Here is a 16,672-nt window from a genome sequence, read left to right as displayed (position 1 = left end):
CAATCAGGTGCGATGGGCGCTGAGATCGGTGATCACGGGACCATCGCCATTGAGCGGATTGGCGGGATCGCGCGCATAGCGCAGCGTCTCGAAGCGCATCGCGCGCGCATCGATCATCAGGAGACGGCCGACCAGGCCGTCGCCGAAACCGACGATCTCGCGGATTGCCTCCAGCGCCATCATCGAGCCCATCACGCCCGCAAGCGCGCCCATGACGCCGGCCTCGGCGCAGGCGGGCACTGTGCCGGGCGGCGGCGCCTCCGGAAACAGGCAGCGATAGGTCGGGTTGAACACGCCCTGCTCATTCTTTTCATGCGCGCGGATGGTGGTGAGCGAGCCGTCAAACGTGCCGAGCGCCGCCGTGATCAGCGGGCGCTTTGCGAAGAAGCAGGCATCCGAGGCCAGATAACGCGTCGAGAAATTGTCGGAACCATCGAGCACGAGGTCGTAGTCGCCGATCAGGCTCAGCGCATTGTCGGCGTTGAGCCAGGTGGCGTGGCCGACGAAGCGGACATGCGGATTGAGCGCGGAGATCCGCTCGGCCGCGCTCTCGACCTTGTGCCGGCCGATGTCCGGCGTGGTGTGGATCACCTGGCGCTGGAGGTTAGAGAGCGAGACCACGTCGTCATCGACCACGCCGAGCGTGCCGATGCCGGCTGCGGCCAGATACATCAGAGCGGGCGCGCCGAGCCCACCGGCGCCGATCACCAGCACGGAGGCCCGTTTCAGCGCAGCCTGGCCGGGACCACCGACATCGCGCAGCACGATATGGCGGGCATAGCGTTCGAGTTCGTTCGGGCTCAGCACCTTCTCTTACTCCTGAACCACCCCAACATTGTTCGCGACCAACGAGATGTGCTTCAATGGCATTGCGTTCAATGGGCTGGCTGGATTTGTCATGAGATCGATGCTTGCGGCAACACTGATGTTGGCGACCGCCACAGGCGCGAACGCGCAGATGACGACGCCGCAGGTCCCCGGCGCCAAGCCGAAGGTGGTCCAGACCGTTCCGATCAAGCCGCCCGCCCTGCAAACGCCCTCGGAGACGGCGGACGGCATGACGCAAGGAGAGCGGCTGTCGCTGCAGTCCGACCTCGCCTGGGTCGGCCAATACAACGGCGCCATCACCGGCGACGTCAGCACGCGCATGGTCGAGGCCATCAAGGAATACCAGAAGCTCAAGGGCGGCAAGCCGACCGGCGTGCTCAATCCGCAGGAGCGCGCCGCACTCGCCGAGACCGCGCGGCGCAAGCAGGACAGCGTCGGCTGGAAGATCGTGACGGAGATCACCAGCGGCGCGCGGCTCGGCATCCCCGGTAAACTGGTGCCGCAGCAGGCGACCGACGCCAACGGCTCGAAATGGACCTCGCCGACCGGCACCGTGCAGGTGCTGCTCAGCCGCCGCAAGGAGGCCGGCCCCACCACGGCGAAGCTCGCGGACGCCGAGAAGAAGGAGCCCGGTCGCAAGGTCGACTACACCGTGGTGAAGCCCGACTTCTTCGTGCTGTCGGGATTGCAGGGCCTCAAAAAATTCTACGTGCGCGGCACCTTCAAGGGCGACGAAGTCCGCATCATGACGATCCTCTACGACCAGGCCACCGAGAACACGGTCGAGCCGGTCGTGATCGCGATGTCGAGCGCCTTCAATGCGTTTCCGGCGGGGCCGCAGGCCGGGCCGGCGCCGCGGAAAACCGTGGAATACGGCACCGGCATCGTGGTCAGCGATGATGGCGCGATCATCACCGACCGGCTCGTCACCGATGGCTGCATCGCGATCACAATCGGCGGCTACGGCAGCGCCGACCGCCTCGCCGAAGACAAGGAGCACGATCTCGCGCTGCTGCACATCTACGGTGCGCGCGGCCTGAAGCCGATGAGCCTCACAGGCGGCACGGCGAAGACAAGCGTCGATGTCGTCGGCATTGCGGATCCGCAGAGCCAGGGTGGCGCGGCCAGTGTGTCGAGTCTCAAGGGCGCACTGGCATCTGTCGGTGGCGGCGATTCCGCGCTGTCACCGCCGCCGTCGGTCGGGTTTTCCGGCGGTCCCGTGATCGACGGCGAAGGCAAGTTCGCCGGCATTGCGCTGCTGAAGCCCGCAATCGTCGCAGGGCCTGCGACAGCGGTGCCGGCGTCGCAGGCGGTGATGGTCTCAGCGGAGACGGTGCGCGATTTCCTGAAGGCGAACGGTGTCGCGGTTAACGGCACATCTCCGGACGCGAAAGCAGCGGTCGTGCGCGTGATCTGCGTACGGAAGTAATTCAAGCGCACCCGCGCTTCCTCTCCTGTCTCGATGCGTCCGCCAAGACATGTCGCGACGCGGACCATGCTGCTTCCGCGCGGTGTTTCACGAGGCATTCAGGGACGTTGCCAGATTTTCGAGAGGGGCGGTCAGGCGGCAGACGAGACCGGTCGCGTGATAGGAAACCTCGACGGAACCTCCGAAATCGTCTTCGAGCACCCGCGAGATGAGGCGTGAACCAAAGCCCACGCGGGTGGGCTTCGATGCCGGTGGACCACCAAATTCCTGCCAGACAAAACCGAACTTCGGCTCTCCGTTCTGATCGGCCGCCGTCCAGGTCAGAGACACGCGGCCGCTTGCCACGGTCAGGGCACCATACTTCAAGGCGTTGGTCGCGAGTTCATGAATCGCCAGGGACAGCCCGAGCGCCTGTCGAGACTTGACGACGAGCGGCGGCCCTGAAACCGTGAAGCGGCCTTCGCCCGTCCGATAAGGGGAGAGAGCAGTTTCGATCACATCCCGAAGGGGAGCGGCAGCCCAGTTTGCTGCGGTCAACAGGTCATGCGCGCGTCCGAACGCGCCGAGGCGTGCTTGATACTTTTCGAGATCGGCTCTGCTCGACGGCTCGCGAAATGTCTGGGCGGCCACCGCGCTCAGGACGGCAAGCGTGTTCTTGACGCGGTGCTTGAGCTCTTCGTTGATGAGGCCCAGCGCTTCTCTTGCCGTATGCTCGGGCGTGACATCCTTGCAGACCACAAGCACGCCGCCCACCTTGCCTTCGAAATCGATCGGGCCAAAGCTATACGTCCACCAAACGTCCTCGCGACGACCGTGACGCGTCACCGGTACCAGCTGGTCCTCATTCCATGTCGCGCCCTTGCCGGCCATGACGTGGTCGATCTGAGGCCCAATGATGTCCCAGATTTCAGCCCAGCACTCGCGGCCGCGCGCTCCGAGGGCGCTTGGATGCCGTTCGGGCCCCATCGTCTCACGGTATGCGTCATTGTAGAACTGGATGAGGTCTGGCCCCCACCAGATGAACATCGGGTGGCGCGAGGTCAGAACGAGCCGCACCGTGACACGAAGACTTTGAGGCCAGGTTTCCGGAGGACCCACCGGCGTGTTCGACCAGTCGAACGCGCGCGTCAAAGCGCCCATCTCGCCGCCCTCGGCCAGGAAGTCGCTGCCGTCTCCACCCATACGCAAAACCTTACCCGGACACCGACTGCCAACCTCGGCGTCGAAGTCGCGCTAGCATACAATGCACGATTTTTGTCGTCACCCGCCTCGGCCGGCCATGCGGCATCTGGCAGACAGCCGCGCGAATTTCTCTGTCCAGAAATTGCGGGCGGGGGAATGACGTCTGCGGTGTCCGAAACCGGCCCCCGTTCCGGGACTACACGACTAGTTCAACCGGAACCGCACACCGCTACGGGCGAGGCCACCCGAAATGCCAACCGGCGTGCCGTCTGCGCGCCAGCAGGCGGCGCCGGTCATGGTGCCGTCGTCGTGGAAGGCGATGCCGTTCATGCCGCCGGCGACGGTCGCAACGGGCTGGACCTTGTGGCCGAGCGCCGCGAGCTTCACACGCACGCTCTCCGGCACTTTCTGCTCGACCTCGAGCGCATTGCCTTCGGTCCAGACCCGCGGCGCCTCGACCGCTTCCTGCAAGCTCATGCCGTGGTCGATCAGATTGACCAGCGCCTGCATCGCGCTGGGGAAGATGCGTTTTCCCCCGGGCAGGCCGAGCGCATAGCGCAGCTTGCCGCCGTTGAGCGCCATCATCGGCGACATCGAGGTGGTCACGCGCTTGCCCGGCGCCAGCGACAGCGCATGGCCGGGACGCGGATCGAACAGGTTCATGTAATTGTTGGCGATCGCGCCCAGGCCCGGGATCATGATCTTGGCGCCAAAGAGATTGTTGATGGTCTGCGTGGTCGCGACCACGTTGCCGAAGGCGTCCGCCGCCGTCATGTGCGTGGTGTGCGCGCCTTCGAGCTGCGTCACGCCGGCGCCAAAAGCCTGCGCCCGCAACGGGTCGATGGCGCGGCGGCGCTCCTCGGCATAGGCTTTTGAGGTCAGCTTCTCCACGGGCACGCCGACATAGTCAGGATCGCCACTGGCGGCGGCGCGATCGGCGAACGCGATCTTCAGGACTTCGGCGAGATAGTGGATGGTCTCCGGCGTGCCGAAGCCGAGAGCGCCGATGTCGTAGCCCTCAAGGATGTTCAGCATCTGCGCGATGTGCACGCCGGAGGCCGCGGGCGGCGGCGGGCCCAAAATGGTCCAGCCGCGATAGTCGGCGCGGATCGGCTGCCGTTCGACGGTCTTGTAATTGGCGAGATCATTGCGGCGGATGAAGCCGCCGGTCTTCTCCATGTAGTCGGCGAGGATGTCGCCGAGCGGTCCCTCGTAGAGCGCGGCCTCGCCGTGATCGGCAATGTAGCGGAGCGTCTCGGCATATTCTGATTGCACCACGCGCTCGCCGACCTTCAGCGGCTCGCCGCCAGGCAGATAGATCGCCGCGATCGGCTTGTCCTTGCGCATCTCGGCGGCGCACTCGCTGATGCATTCGTGCAAGTACGGCGTCACCGCATAGCCGCGCGCGGCATGCTTGATCGCGGGCTGCATGACATCGGCAAGCGACATGGTGCCGAACCGGCGCAAGGTCTCGCACCAGGCTTTCAGCGAGCCCGGCGTGGCGACCGCTTTCGCCCCGTTGAGGTTCTCGTTGCCGACGGTGTCGAACACGTCATGGGCCGAGCCCGGCTTGGAGGTGTAGGTGGTGTCGCGCACCGAAGCGGGCGCGGTGCTCTGGCCGTCGATGAAGCGGTGGCTGCCGTCGGCGAGTCTTATGTGCGCCATGCCCCCGCCGATGATGCCGACCATCATCGGTTCGACCACGGTCAACGTGAACAGGGTCGCGATTGCGGCATCGATGGCGTTGCCGCCGGCCGCCAGCATCTCGGCGCCGGCGCTGGACGCCAGCGGGTGGTTGCTGACGACCATGCCGCGGCTCGAGACCGCCGGCATCTTCTGGCATTCAAAACTCGTCGCCGTCCGGTCGCGCCAGTTTCCGCTCATGCCGCCTGCCCTTCCTATGTGCGGCAGCGAGCACATCACGCGCGCGACAACCGGTCCAGTGTTGGTACGGATTGGCTGGCATTCCCGTTTCTGCCATCATCGTACCTGTTGATTCGGACATCCGCGGTCCCCTTTGGATCGGGCAGGGCAGGTCCTGAGCGAGAAGAGCTCAGCATCGAGAAGCGATGCACGTTCGCATGGCGTTATCCCGAGACCCAAGCACTCCAAAGGATTCATCTTCCAATGCATACGATCGTACTGGCCACCCAAAAGGGCGGCAGTGGCAAGAGCACGCTCGCCATCGGCCTCGCGCTGGCTGCCAAGCAGGCCGGCTTCACCGTCCGCCTGATCGAGACCGACCCGCAGGGCACCCTGTCCAACTGGCAGCGCCGCCGCAACAATGACGACCTCGTCGTCGAGCCGATCTATCACGCCGCTGACATCGCGCCGCGCCTGAAGATGCTGGCCGACAGCGGCCTCCAGCTCGCGATCGTCGACACCGCGGCCGGCCTGTCCGCCGCCACCACCGCCGCGATCCGCCATTCCGACCTCTGCCTGATCCCGGCCCGCCCGAGCGTCGCCGACATCGAGGCCACCGTCTCCACCCTCAGCGTCGCGCGCGCCTGGAAGCGGCCCTACAGCTTCGTGCTGAACCAGACGCCGATCCGCGGCCAGCGCATCGACAACGCCGCCAACACGCTCGCCGAGGAAGCCACGCTCGATCTCGCCGAAGTGCTCGCACGCCCGCTGATCGTGATGCGCAACGACCACCAGGATTCTCTCGCCAGTGGCCTCGCCGTCAGCGAATTCGCGCCGAACGGCAAGTCGGCGGATGAGATCCGCGGCCTCTGGCGCTGGATCGAGACCCGGCTCGAGCTCGAAGCCACGACCAATGTCCTGATCGACCAGGTCATCTCGGCCGCAGACGGCATGCTGCACGTCGCCACCGAGCTGGCGGCGGACGAAACCCTGGCGTCCTGAGCGGGGCAATCGCTCAGACGGCAGCCGGGCTCTTCACTTATCCGGTAGGAGCCCCAGCGACGAAGCAATCCGGCCACCAGCCCGGCCGGATTGCTTCGCTTCGCGTCTTTGTGCGACGGCGGGCGCACTCGCACGAAAATGTCGAAACAACCCCATGCACAGTAGAACGCCTCCCGGTTAAGTCGCCTCGGCGGCGGCGCGTAGATATTTGACTCATCAGTCAAAACGTCTGTGCAGCGGAGAACGGACGCGGCTGGGTCAAATCTCGCGAGGTTTGCCCCCTGGCGTCCCGGACCTACCACGCAGCCAGGCGTCCCGGCGCACGATCCATTTCTCGGATTTTGACTGCCCGCCATGGTGCAGCAGCTCGATGAACCCCACGAACTCGGCACCCGTCTTCTGCTTGACGCGGCGTGAAGCTTCGTTCGTGGCGGCGTTGCAGACGAAGAAATGATCGAGGCCGAGCGTGAAGAAGGCAAAGTCGTTCACGGCGGCGATCGCCTCCGTCATCAAGCCACGCCGCCAGTAAGGCTCGGCCAGCCAGAAGCCACGATTGCCTTTGGCGCCGTCGGCATAGGGGCGGAAATGAATGTTGCCGATGGCCTCGCCATCGCCGCCCTTCAGCACCAGCACCCAATGATGGATCTCCTCGCCGGCTGAGATCTTGTCGAGCTGCGAGCGGACGAAGGTTGCCGCGCCATCCGCGGGATACGGCCAGGGCACGACGGCAGCGAGATGCCGGATGATGTTCCAATTGTCGAAATGGCGCTAGATCGCCGGCACGTCGGACGGCGCGAGCGGACGCAGGATCAGCCGTTCGGTTTCAAGCTGCGGCGTCTGCATGGCCTGCTACTTCTGACATTTCGGACACCAGAAGGTCGAGCGGCCGTTCTGAGTGAAACGCTTGATCGTGCCGCCGCAGCCCGGCGTCGTACATTTCTCGCCCTCGCGGTCATAGACCTTGAAGGAATGCTGGAAATAGCCGAGCTCGCCGGAGGTCTGGCGATGGTCGCGCAGTGACGAGCCGCCGGCCTTGATGGCGTCGTTGAGCACGGTGTGAATCGCGCCGACGAGCCTTTTCGCATGATCCGTCGGCTCGCCCTTCTTGGTGGACAAAGTCGCGGCGATCCGGCGCGGCGACAGATGTGAGCGGTGCAGCACTTCGCAAACATAGATGTTGCCAAGGCCTGCCACCACGCGCTGGTCGAGCAGCGCCGCCTTCAGGCTGGTGGTCTTGCCGGCACAGGAGCTTGCCAGCATCGCGGCATCGAATTCATTGCCGAGCGGCTCGGGACCGAGATCGCGCAGCAGCGGCTCATCCTCGAGCGCGTTGCGTGCGATCACTTTCATGTAACCGAAGCGGCGCGGATCGTTGAAGACGATGTCGGCGCCGGAGGACATCCGAAACAGCACGTGGTCGTGCGTGGAGTCCTTGCCCTTCGGATAGTGAAACTCACCAGGCTGGGCGTCGTTGTCCGGCTTGATGACGCGGAACGAACCCGACATGCCCAGATGCATCAGCAGCACGTCGCCGGAGGCGAGATCGGCCATCAGATATTTTGCACGGCGTCCCAGGCCGGTGACGACCTGCCCCTGGAGCCGGGCCACGAAGTCCGGCTGGAACGGAAAGCGCAGATCCGGCCTCCGGGCCTCGGCCACAAGGATTTTCGCACCCTCCATGACCGGCTGAAGGCCGCGGCGGACGGTCTCGACTTCGGGCAATTCAGGCATGGTCAGGCATTCACCTTATGAGGGCGGTGTGATAGCGCCATTGCGGCGGGCGCGCTATGGTTCGCCCAGTGGAGTAGAGTAATGGATCGGCCGGGCGAAACCACGCATTTTGGCTTCAAAGACGTTCCCCTGGGGGACAAGCAGACGCTGGTGAACGATGTGTTTCACAGCGTGGCTTCGCGCTATGATTTGATGAACGATTTGATGTCCGGCGGCCTGCACCGGGTCTGGAAGGACATCATGATCAACGCGCTCAACCCGCCCAGGGGCGACCGTCCCTTCGCGTTGCTCGACGTTGCCGGCGGCACCGGCGACATCTCGTTCCGCGCCGCCAAGGCCGCAGGCCCCGGCTTCCATGCCACGGTCTGCGACATCAATTCCGGGATGCTCGACGTCGGCCGCGAGCGCGCCGCCAAGCGCCATCTCGAGACCCAGGTCGATTTCGTCGAAGGCAACGCCGAAGCGCTCGCCTTCGCCGACCGCAGCTTTGACGCATATACGATCGCTTTCGGCATTCGCAACGTGCCGCAGATCAATCTGGCGCTGGCTGAGGCCTATCGCGTGCTGAAGCCCGGCAGCCGCTTCCTGTGCCTGGAATTCTCCACCGTCGAGATGCCCGGCCTCGACCGGATCTATGATTTGTTCTCGTTCAAGGTGATCCCGCCGCTCGGCCGCATGGTCACTGGAGACGCCGAATCCTACCAGTATCTCGTCGAGTCGATCCGCAAGTTTCCAAAACCTGCCGCCTTCGCCGACATGATCCGCGACGCCGGCTTTTCCCGCGTGAGCTGGCAGACATTGTCCGGCGGCATCGTCGCATTGCATTCGGGCTGGCGTTTGTGATTTCTGCCTTCACCCACATTTCGCGCCTGATCCGCGCCGCGTTCGTCTTTGCGCGCGAAGGCGTGTTCGGCTCCGTTGATCCGAGCCTGGTGCCGCCGCCCGGACAGCTTGCCCTGAAACTTGCACGCATTGTCGAACGCCGCGGCGTCAAGCAAGGACCACGGATCTCGCGCGCACTGACGCGAATGGGCCCGGCCTATCTCAAGCTCGGTCAGTTCCTGGCGACGCGTCCGGACGTGGTCGGCTTCATCATGGCGCGCGACCTCGAAAGCCTGCAGGACCGGCTGCCGCCGTTTCCGCAAGCCGAAGCCGAGGCGACGATCGCGACCTCGCTGGAACGACCGCTGAAGGATGTCTTCGTCAGCTTCGGCCCGCCGGTCGCAGCCGCCTCGATCGCGCAGGTGCATCGCGGCGAGGTCGAGCACGACGGCGTCCGCAAGGCGGTCGCGGTCAAGGTGCTCAGGCCGAACGTCGCCTCGCGCTTCCGCCGCGACCTGTCCGATTTCTTTTTCGTCGCGCACAAGGCCGAGGCCTATTCGTCGGAGGCGCGCCGCCTGCGCCTCGTCGAAGTCATCAACACCATGTCGCGCTCGGTCGCGATGGAGATGGATCTGCGGCTCGAGGCGGCGGCGCTGTCGGAGATGGCCGAGAACACGCGCGACGATCCTGATTTCCGCGTGCCGACCGTCGATTGGGATCGCACCACGCACAACGTGCTGACGATGGAGTGGATCGACGGCATCGCGCTGAACGACCACAAGCGCCTCGCAGAGTCGCAGGTCGATTTGCCCGATCTCGGCCGCAAGGTGATCCAGAGCTTTCTGCGCCACGCGCTGCGCGACGGCTTCTTCCACGCCGACATGCACCCGGGCAATCTGTTCCTCGATGACGCCGGCCGCCTCGTCGCGGTCGATTTCGGCATCATGGGCCGGCTCGGGATGAAGGAGCGGCGCTTCCTCGCCGAAATCCTGCTCGGCTTCATCACCCGCGATTATCGCCGCGTCGCCGAGGTGCATTTCGAGGCGGGCTATGTGCCCGCGCATCACTCGGTCGAGAACTTTGCGCAAGCCATCCGCGCCATCGGCGAACCGATCCACAACCGCACCGCCGAGGAGATCTCGATGGCGCGGCTGCTGACATTGCTGCTCGAGGTCACCGGCCTGTTCGACATGACGACGCGGCCCGAACTAATTCTGCTGCAGAAGACCATGGTGGTGGTCGAGGGCGTGGCGCGCGCTTTCGATCCCAGGCTCGACATCTGGAAGGTCGCCGACCCCGTGGTGCGTGAATGGATCGAGCGCAATCTCGGACCGATCGGCCGGGTGGAGGGCGCACTGGCCGGCGGCGGCGACCTCGCCCGCGTGCTGATGCGCCTGCCTGATATCGCGCAGCGCTCGGTCGCGGTGCTCGAGCAACTCGAAACCATGACGCGGGAGGGCATCAGGCTGTCGCCGGAGAGCATCGCCGCAATGGGCCGCAGCGAGGGCCGCAAGAACCGCTGGCGAACCGTGGCGCTCTGGATCATCGCGGCGACCTTCATCGGAATCCTGATCGCCGTCCGGAATCTGTGATTGCCAAAATCCTTGATTGCATTGCAATCACAGGATTGATAGCATCGCCATCATTCCGTGCTGGAGGGCGTCGTGGCAAGCCTGACCATCCGCAAGCTCGACGAGGGCATCAAGACCTATTTGCGCCTGCGCTCGGCCAGGAACCGCAGATCGGTCGAGGAAGAAGTCCGGGTCATCCTGGGCGAGCTGATCGAGGGCCGCGAGGAGCCGCTGACGCCGTTTTCGGCGCCCCCTGCGGCATCCACCGCCCCCACACCCCAGCGCACCGGCGCCCTTCCCGAGGCCAGCGTCACCCTGATCATCGGCGGCGGGATCGCGGCGTACAAATCGCTCGACCTGATCCGAAGGCTGAAAGAGCGCCGCATCGAGGTTCGCTGCGTGCTGACCAAGGCCGCGCAGCAGTTCGTTACGCCGCTGGCGGTGAGCGCGCTGTCGCATGAGCGCGTCTACACCGATCTGTTCGATCCCCAGAGCGAGTTCGATGCCGGCCATATCAGGCTCGCGCGCGACTGCGACATGATCGTGGTGGCGCCGGCGACCGCCGACCTGATGGCCAAGATGGCCAATGGCCATGCCGACGATCTCGCCAGCGCCATCCTGCTCGCCACCAACCGAAAAATCCTGGTGGCGCCGGCGATGAACCCGCTGATGTGGAACAACGCGGCAACGCGCCGCAATGTCGCACAGCTCCAGCGCGACGGCGTGGTGCTGATCGGACCGAATTCCGGCGAAATGGCCGAGGCGGGCGAAGCCGGCGTCGGCCGCATGTCAGAAGCGATCGAGATCGCCACCGCCGCCGAACGCTTGCTGCGGCCGCCGGTGCCGCGCCCGCTCGCCGGCAAGCGCGTGCTGATCACTGCAGGCCCGACGCACGAGCCGATCGACCCGGTGCGCTACATCGCCAACCGCTCGTCCGGCAAGCAGGGTTTTGCGATTGCCGCCGCAGCGCAGGCCGCCGGCGCCGAGGTGATTCTTGTGAGTGGCCCGGTCGATCTCGGCGATCCCGCCGGTGTGACGGTGAAGCACGTCGAATCCGCGCGGCAGATGCTGGAGCAGGTGCAGGCTTCACTTCCGGCCGACATCGCGATCTTCGCCGCCGCCGTTGCCGACTGGCGCGTCGCCAATGAGGGCGAGCAGAAGCTGAAGAAGAGTTCGGCCGGCATGCCGCCGCTTCAGTTGGTGGAAAACCCCGACATCCTCGCCACGATCTCGAAGCTGACGGACAAGCGCCCGCCGCTGGTGATCGGCTTTGCCGCCGAGACCGAGCACCTCATCGACAACGCCAAATCAAAGCTGGCGCGCAAGGGCTGCGACTGGATCGTCGCCAACGACGTCTCGCCAGCGACCGGCGTGATGGGCGGCGACCGCAACACCGTGCATTTGATAACCCGCAGGGACGGTGAGATTGCAGTTGATTCCTGGCCGGTGATGACCAAGGAACAGGTCGCCATCGAACTGGTCGCGCATGTCGCAAAAAGCGTGACCGGCAAATTCTTGGACGACAAAGCCCTGGAGCCGGCATCTTGAGCACGAAAGTCACGGTCGAACTGCAAGAGCTCGCCCACGCCCAGGGCCTGCCGCAGCCCGCCTATCAGACCGCGGAGGCCGCCGGCCTCGATTTGATGGCCGCGGTGCCGGAGAGCGAGCCGATGACGCTCGCGCCTGGCCAATACGCGCTGATACCGACGGGCCTCGCGATCGCGCTGCCGCCCGGCCACGAGGCGCAGATCCGGCCGCGTTCGGGGCTCGCCGCCAAGCATGGTGTCACCGTGCTGAACTCACCCGGCACGATCGACGCGGACTATCGCGGCGAGATCAAGGTGATCCTGATCAACCACGGCGCGGTGTCGTTCGTGATCAAGCGCGGCGAGCGCATCGCGCAAATGGTGATCGCGCCCGTGGTGCAGGCCGCGCTGGTTCCCGTCGCGACATTGTCAGCGACCGATCGCGGCGCCGGCGGCTTCGGCTCGACCGGCCGCTAACACACGACAGCTTCAGCCGAATCATCCCGAAGAACTACGTGGGTTGGAACCCGGCACCGGGCATTTTTGGGGGGCTGCCTTTGCGTTCACGATCTGGACTCTTACCGGTGGAGTCGCGGTGAGGGTATTGTCCTTTGATTCGCGCGCGACGGGGGTCGTCGCGCGTAAATCTGTGCGGTCTTGGGGCAACTATGTCAGGCGTGATCGTGTCGATGCGTCGGACGCTGTTGTCGTGCACTTCGTTGGCGCGCAACGGCCTGCTGGGAGGCGCTCTCGCAGCGCTGCTGCCGGCTGCGCCGGCTGAGGCCGCCGAGCTCATCGATACACTTTCAACATTGCTGGACTTCAACCGGCAGGAACTCGCGGTGCTCGCCACCGCGCTCGCGCTGCTCGGCTTCTCGGTCGTGGCCGCCATCCTGCTGATGCGCACGCGCGTCGGCAAGGCGAAGAGCGAGGCGCGGTTGCGCGCGCGAATCGGAGAGCTGCAGCTCCAGGCCGACCGCTACGGCGCGCTGCTGTTCGCCGAGCCGCAGATCCTGATCTCCTGGCCGGCCGGCGACGACCGCGCGCAGATTTCCGGCGACATCGCAATGGTGCTGCCGCGCGACCCCACGCCGCAGCGTGTACTCGCATTCGGAACCTGGCTGCCGCCGGAACCCGCGCTGCAGATGGACCACGCCGTCGACGCGTTGCGCGACCGCGGCGACGGGTTCCAGCTGACGCTGACCACCGCCAACGGTCGCACGCTGGAAGCGCTCGGCCGCGCCATCGGCGGTCAAGCCATTGTCAGGATTCGAGAACTCTCGGGACTTCGACGCGACCTCGCCGAAACCAATCTTCGCTATAAGGCGCTCTCCGACGAAACCGAGATGCTGCGCGGCTTTGCTGCTGCCGCACCCTGGCCGATCTGGGCCAAGGCCGAGAACGGCGCACTCACTTTCGCCAATCCGGCCTATGTGCGCGCGACCGAAGCGGCCAGCGTCACTGACGCCCAGGAACGCAAGCTCGAGCTGCTCGACAGCGCCGACCGCACCGCGATGGAGCGGGGGCTGAAGGATGCCGCCAATTTCACCTCACGGCTGCCGATCGTGATCGGCGGCGAGCGGCGCATCTATGACGTGCGCGCCGTCAATGTCGGCAGCGGCAGTGTCGGCGTCGCCATCGACGCGGGCGAAGCCGACGGGCTGAGCTCGGCGCTGGTGCGGATGGCGGAAGCCCATCGCCGCACGCTCGACCAGCTCTCCTCGGGCGTTGCCGTGTTCGACGGCCATCGCCGGCTCGCCTTCTACAACGATTCCTACCGGCGGCTGTGGGACCTCGACCGCACCTTCCTCGACGCCAATCCCGACGATTCCAGCGTGCTCGACCAGCTCCGCGCGGCGCGCAAGCTGCCGGAGCAGCCGGATTTCCGCGCCTGGAAAGTAAAACTGCATGAGGCCTATCGCGCGGTCGAGGCCGCCAAGGACACCTGGTATCTGCCCGACGGCCGCGCGCTCTCCGTCGTCACCACGCCGAACCCGGAAGGCGGCGTCACCTATCTGTTCGACGACGTCACCGAGAGCCTCGAGCTGGCCCGCCGCTTCGACCGCATGATCCGCGTCCAGCGCGAGACGCTGGACAGCCTCGCCGAGGGCGTCGCGGTGTTCGGCAGCAACGGCAAGGCGCAGCTGTTCAACCCGGCCTTCGTCCGGATGTGGAAGCTGTCGAGCGACGCCATGCGCGACGAGCCGCATATCCAGACCGTCGAAGGCTGGTGCCATCAGCTGTTCGACGAACCCGCGGTCTGGCGGCAGATCCGCGAAGCCATCACCTCGATCGAGAACCGCGCCGACGTGCCGCTGAAGCTGGAGCGCAAGGACGGCAGCGTGCTCGACGGCATGATCCGGCCGCTGCCCGACGGCGCCACCATGCTGACGTTCCAGGACATCACCGACACCGAGAACGTCGAGCGTGCGCTGCGCGAGCGCAACGAGGCGCTGGAGACCGCCGACCAGATGAAGGTGGATTTCGTCCACCACGTCTCCTACGAGCTGCGCTCGCCGCTGACCACCATCATCGGCTTCGCGCATTTCCTCAGCGATCCCTCGACCGGGCCGCTGACGCCGAAACAGGCCGAATATCTCGACTACGTCACCAAATCGACCAACGCGCTGCTCGCGCTCACCAACAACATCCTCGATCTCGCCACCATCGACGCCGGCGCGATGAAGCTGGAACTCGGCCCGGTCGACGTCAGCAAGACCATCGAGCTCGCCGCCGAAGGCATCCAGGATCGCCTCGCCACCGACCGCATCCGCCTCAAGGTCGAGATTGCGCCCGATATCGGCAGCTTCGTCGGCGACGAGAAGCGCGTGGTACAGGTGCTGTATAATCTACTCGCCAACGCCGTCGGGTTTTCTCCACAGGATTCCACCGTCGGCATCAGCGCGCGGCGCACCGAACGCAGTGTGGTCTTCACCGTGACAGATTCCGGACCTGGAATACCTGCCGACATGAAGGACAAGGTATTCAACTGGTTCGAAAGCCGCTCGCAGGGCTCGCGTCACCGCGGCGCCGGGCTCGGCCTGTCGCTGGTGCGCTCCTTCGTCGAGCTGCATGGCGGCAAGGTGCGGGTGGATTCGATCGTGGGCAGGGGCACGGTCGTGATCTGTGACTTCCCGACCGACCAGGCGGCGCATCGCGACGCCGCCGAATGAGCGCGCCCACCACATTCCCCGTCGCGCTTCACAACGAGACGGCGACTGCGCAATTGATGGCCGACCTCGCGCTGCTGGTCGGGCCCGGCGACGTCATCACCCTGACCGGCGATCTCGGTGCCGGCAAGACCGCGGCCGCGCGCGCGCTGATCCGCTACCTCGCCGGCGACGACGAACTCGAAGTGCCGAGCCCGACCTTCACCTTGGTGCAAGGCTACGACCTGCCGCCGTTTCCGGTCATGCATGCCGATCTCTACCGCGTCGAGGACGAGGGTGAGCTCGAGGAGATCGGGCTGTCGCCGCTGCCCGATGCAACGCTCGTCCTGATCGAATGGCCGGAGCGGGCGCCGTCGGCGATGCCGCAGGATCGCATCGACATCATTCTGACGCACCGGCCGGCGCTGGGCTCGAATGCGCGCGCCGCCGACATCACCGGTTACGGCAAGGCCGCCGCCACTGTTGCGCGGCTGAAGGCGCTGCGCGAATTCCTCGACGCATCCGGTTATATCGACGCCACGCGCAAGCGCATGGCCGGCGATGCCTCGACCCGCTCCTATGCGCGGCTGCTGCGCGACGGCGAGATCGTCATCCTCATGAACTCTCCGCAGCGCCCCGACGGCGCTGCGATGTACAACGGAAAATCCTACAGCGCCGCGGTGCATCTCGCCGAGAACGTCAAGCCGTTCGTCGCCATCGATGAAGGTCTGCGCGCGCAAGGCATCTCCGCGCCCGTAATCCACCATATCGATCTCGACCACGGTTTTCTGATCAGCGAAGATTTCGGCAGTGAAGGCGTGATCGAGGGCGATCCGCCGCGTCCGATTTCCGAGCGCTACGAAGCTGCGACCGACGTGCTCGCTGTACTGCACGGCAAGACGCTGCCGGAGACGCTGCCGCTGGACGGGCAGAGCTACGCCATTCCCATCTTCGACACAGAGGCGATGCTGATCGAAATCGGACTGATGCCGGAATGGTATCTACCCGATCGCAACGCACCGCTGAGCGACGAGAAGCGCGCCGAATTTTTCGCGATGTGGCGCGAGCTTCTGAAGAAACCGCTGGCCGCACCGAAGACGTGGATCATCCGCGACTACCACTCGCCCAATCTGATCTGGCTTGCTGACCGTGCAGGCATCGCGCGCGTCGGCGTGATCGATTTCCAGGACACCGTGCTCGGACCGAAATCCTACGACGTGGTGTCGCTGCTCCAGGACGCCCGCATCGACGTGCCCGAAAACATCGAGCTGACATTGCTGTCGCGCTACATCAAGGCGCGGCGCGCCGATGACGCGGGCTTCGATCCGGCCGGCTTCGCCGAGCTCTACGCCATCATGTCGGCGCAGCGGAACACCCGCCTGCTCGGCACCTTCGCCCGGCTCAACCGCCGCGACGGTAAGCCGCATTATCTGCGCCACCAGCCGCGGATCTGGACCTATCTCCAGCGCTCGCTGGCGCATCCCACGCTTGAGCATTTGCGCGACTGGTACCTGGCCAACGTCCCGCCGCCCCAATCCGGAACCTGATTTACCGGCTGTTAGCCATCGC

Annotated in this window: 13 protein-coding genes; 8 read left to right on the top strand and 5 right to left on the bottom strand. The window is 65.4% G+C overall.

Going from position 1 to position 16,672, the window contains the following annotated elements; translation table 11 throughout:
* Nucleotides 1-3: 3 nt before the first annotated feature.
* On the bottom strand, nucleotides 4-807 hold the full coding sequence (locus B5V03_RS12135) for a HesA/MoeB/ThiF family protein (RefSeq protein ID WP_129270420.1): 804 nt from the start codon (nucleotides 805-807) through the stop codon (nucleotides 4-6).
* Nucleotides 808-898: 91 nt separating this feature from the next.
* Here B5V03_RS12135 and B5V03_RS12130 point away from each other — a divergent pair, with 91 nt between their 5' ends.
* Nucleotides 899-2,257 carry a serine protease gene (locus B5V03_RS12130; RefSeq protein WP_164987946.1) on the top strand — a complete coding sequence of 453 codons (1,359 nt, stop codon included), beginning with the start codon at nucleotides 899-901 and terminating at the stop codon, nucleotides 2,255-2,257.
* Between the two features lie 87 nt (nucleotides 2,258-2,344).
* On the opposite strand, the gene B5V03_RS12125 is transcribed toward B5V03_RS12130, so the two are convergent.
* Both B5V03_RS12125 and ggt read right to left on the bottom strand, forming a co-directional pair.
* Nucleotides 2,345-3,439, bottom strand: a complete 1,095-nt coding sequence (locus tag B5V03_RS12125; RefSeq protein ID WP_129270416.1) for a sensor histidine kinase — start codon at nucleotides 3,437-3,439, stop codon at nucleotides 2,345-2,347.
* Between the two features lie 204 nt (nucleotides 3,440-3,643).
* Nucleotides 3,644-5,323 carry a gamma-glutamyltransferase gene (gene ggt / locus B5V03_RS12120; RefSeq protein WP_129270414.1) on the bottom strand — a complete coding sequence of 560 codons (1,680 nt, stop codon included), beginning with the start codon at nucleotides 5,321-5,323 and terminating at the stop codon, nucleotides 3,644-3,646.
* Nucleotides 5,324-5,566: 243 nt separating this feature from the next.
* Here ggt and B5V03_RS12115 point away from each other — a divergent pair, with 243 nt between their 5' ends.
* Nucleotides 5,567-6,304 (top strand): ParA family protein, encoded by a 738-nt coding sequence (locus tag B5V03_RS12115; RefSeq protein WP_129270412.1) that lies wholly within the window; start codon nucleotides 5,567-5,569, stop codon nucleotides 6,302-6,304.
* A gap of 258 nt (nucleotides 6,305-6,562) precedes the next feature.
* On the opposite strand, the gene B5V03_RS12110 is transcribed toward B5V03_RS12115, so the two are convergent.
* On the bottom strand, nucleotides 6,563-7,048 hold the full coding sequence (locus B5V03_RS12110; RefSeq protein WP_349643394.1) for a GNAT family N-acetyltransferase: 486 nt from the start codon (nucleotides 7,046-7,048) through the stop codon (nucleotides 6,563-6,565).
* A 105-nt stretch (nucleotides 7,049-7,153) separates the two neighbouring features.
* Complete coding sequence (gene mutM / locus B5V03_RS12105) at nucleotides 7,154-8,035, bottom strand: bifunctional DNA-formamidopyrimidine glycosylase/DNA-(apurinic or apyrimidinic site) lyase (protein WP_129270410.1); 882 nt, start codon at nucleotides 8,033-8,035, stop codon at nucleotides 7,154-7,156.
* Nucleotides 8,036-8,116: 81 nt separating this feature from the next.
* Here mutM and ubiE point away from each other — a divergent pair, with 81 nt between their 5' ends.
* From ubiE to tsaE, 6 genes are all read left to right on the top strand, one after another.
* On the top strand, nucleotides 8,117-8,878 hold the full coding sequence (gene ubiE, locus B5V03_RS12100; protein WP_129270408.1) for a bifunctional demethylmenaquinone methyltransferase/2-methoxy-6-polyprenyl-1,4-benzoquinol methylase UbiE: 762 nt from the start codon (nucleotides 8,117-8,119) through the stop codon (nucleotides 8,876-8,878).
* A complete protein-coding gene (gene ubiB / locus B5V03_RS12095; protein WP_129270406.1) occupies nucleotides 8,875-10,449 on the top strand; it encodes a 2-polyprenylphenol 6-hydroxylase in 1,575 nt (524 codons plus the stop codon). The genes ubiE and ubiB overlap by 4 nt, the downstream gene beginning before the upstream one ends.
* Nucleotides 10,450-10,521: 72 nt before the next feature.
* Nucleotides 10,522-11,976: a bifunctional phosphopantothenoylcysteine decarboxylase/phosphopantothenate--cysteine ligase CoaBC gene (gene coaBC, locus B5V03_RS12090; RefSeq protein WP_129270404.1), complete on the top strand. Its 1,455-nt coding sequence runs from the start codon at nucleotides 10,522-10,524 to the stop codon at nucleotides 11,974-11,976.
* Nucleotides 11,973-12,431: a dUTP diphosphatase gene (gene dut / locus B5V03_RS12085; RefSeq protein WP_129270401.1), complete on the top strand. Its 459-nt coding sequence runs from the start codon at nucleotides 11,973-11,975 to the stop codon at nucleotides 12,429-12,431. Before coaBC ends, dut begins: the two co-directional genes overlap by 4 nt.
* A gap of 191 nt (nucleotides 12,432-12,622) precedes the next feature.
* Nucleotides 12,623-15,127: a sensor histidine kinase gene (locus B5V03_RS12080; protein WP_129270399.1), complete on the top strand. Its 2,505-nt coding sequence runs from the start codon at nucleotides 12,623-12,625 to the stop codon at nucleotides 15,125-15,127.
* The gene (gene tsaE, locus B5V03_RS12075) at nucleotides 15,124-16,650 is read left to right on the top strand and encodes a tRNA (adenosine(37)-N6)-threonylcarbamoyltransferase complex ATPase subunit type 1 TsaE (RefSeq protein WP_129270397.1); all 1,527 of its coding nucleotides are present in this window, start codon (nucleotides 15,124-15,126) and stop codon (nucleotides 16,648-16,650) included. Before B5V03_RS12080 ends, tsaE begins: the two co-directional genes overlap by 4 nt.
* Nucleotides 16,651-16,672: the final 22 nt, after the last annotated feature.

Source organism: Bradyrhizobium betae (assembly GCF_004123905.1).
GTDB lineage: Bacteria > Pseudomonadota > Alphaproteobacteria > Rhizobiales > Xanthobacteraceae > Bradyrhizobium > Bradyrhizobium betae_A.
The sequence above is the reverse complement of the archived record's forward strand: the minus strand, read 5'-3'. Positions and strand labels throughout refer to the sequence as shown.

Coding starts and splice junctions, on each gene's coding strand:
- B5V03_RS12130 (WP_164987946.1), top strand. CDS start 899: ATGAGATCGATGCTTGCGGCAACACTGATGTTGGCGACCGCCACAGGC.
- B5V03_RS12125 (WP_129270416.1), bottom strand. CDS start 3,439: ATGGGTGGAGACGGCAGCGACTTCCTGGCCGAGGGCGGCGAGATGGGC.
- ggt (WP_129270414.1), bottom strand. CDS start 5,323: ATGAGCGGAAACTGGCGCGACCGGACGGCGACGAGTTTTGAATGCCAG.
- B5V03_RS12115 (WP_129270412.1), top strand. CDS start 5,567: ATGCATACGATCGTACTGGCCACCCAAAAGGGCGGCAGTGGCAAGAGC.
- mutM (WP_129270410.1), bottom strand. CDS start 8,035: ATGCCTGAATTGCCCGAAGTCGAGACCGTCCGCCGCGGCCTTCAGCCG.
- ubiE (WP_129270408.1), top strand. CDS start 8,117: ATGGATCGGCCGGGCGAAACCACGCATTTTGGCTTCAAAGACGTTCCC.
- B5V03_RS12080 (WP_129270399.1), top strand. CDS start 12,623: ATGTCAGGCGTGATCGTGTCGATGCGTCGGACGCTGTTGTCGTGCACT.
- tsaE (WP_129270397.1), top strand. CDS start 15,124: ATGAGCGCGCCCACCACATTCCCCGTCGCGCTTCACAACGAGACGGCG.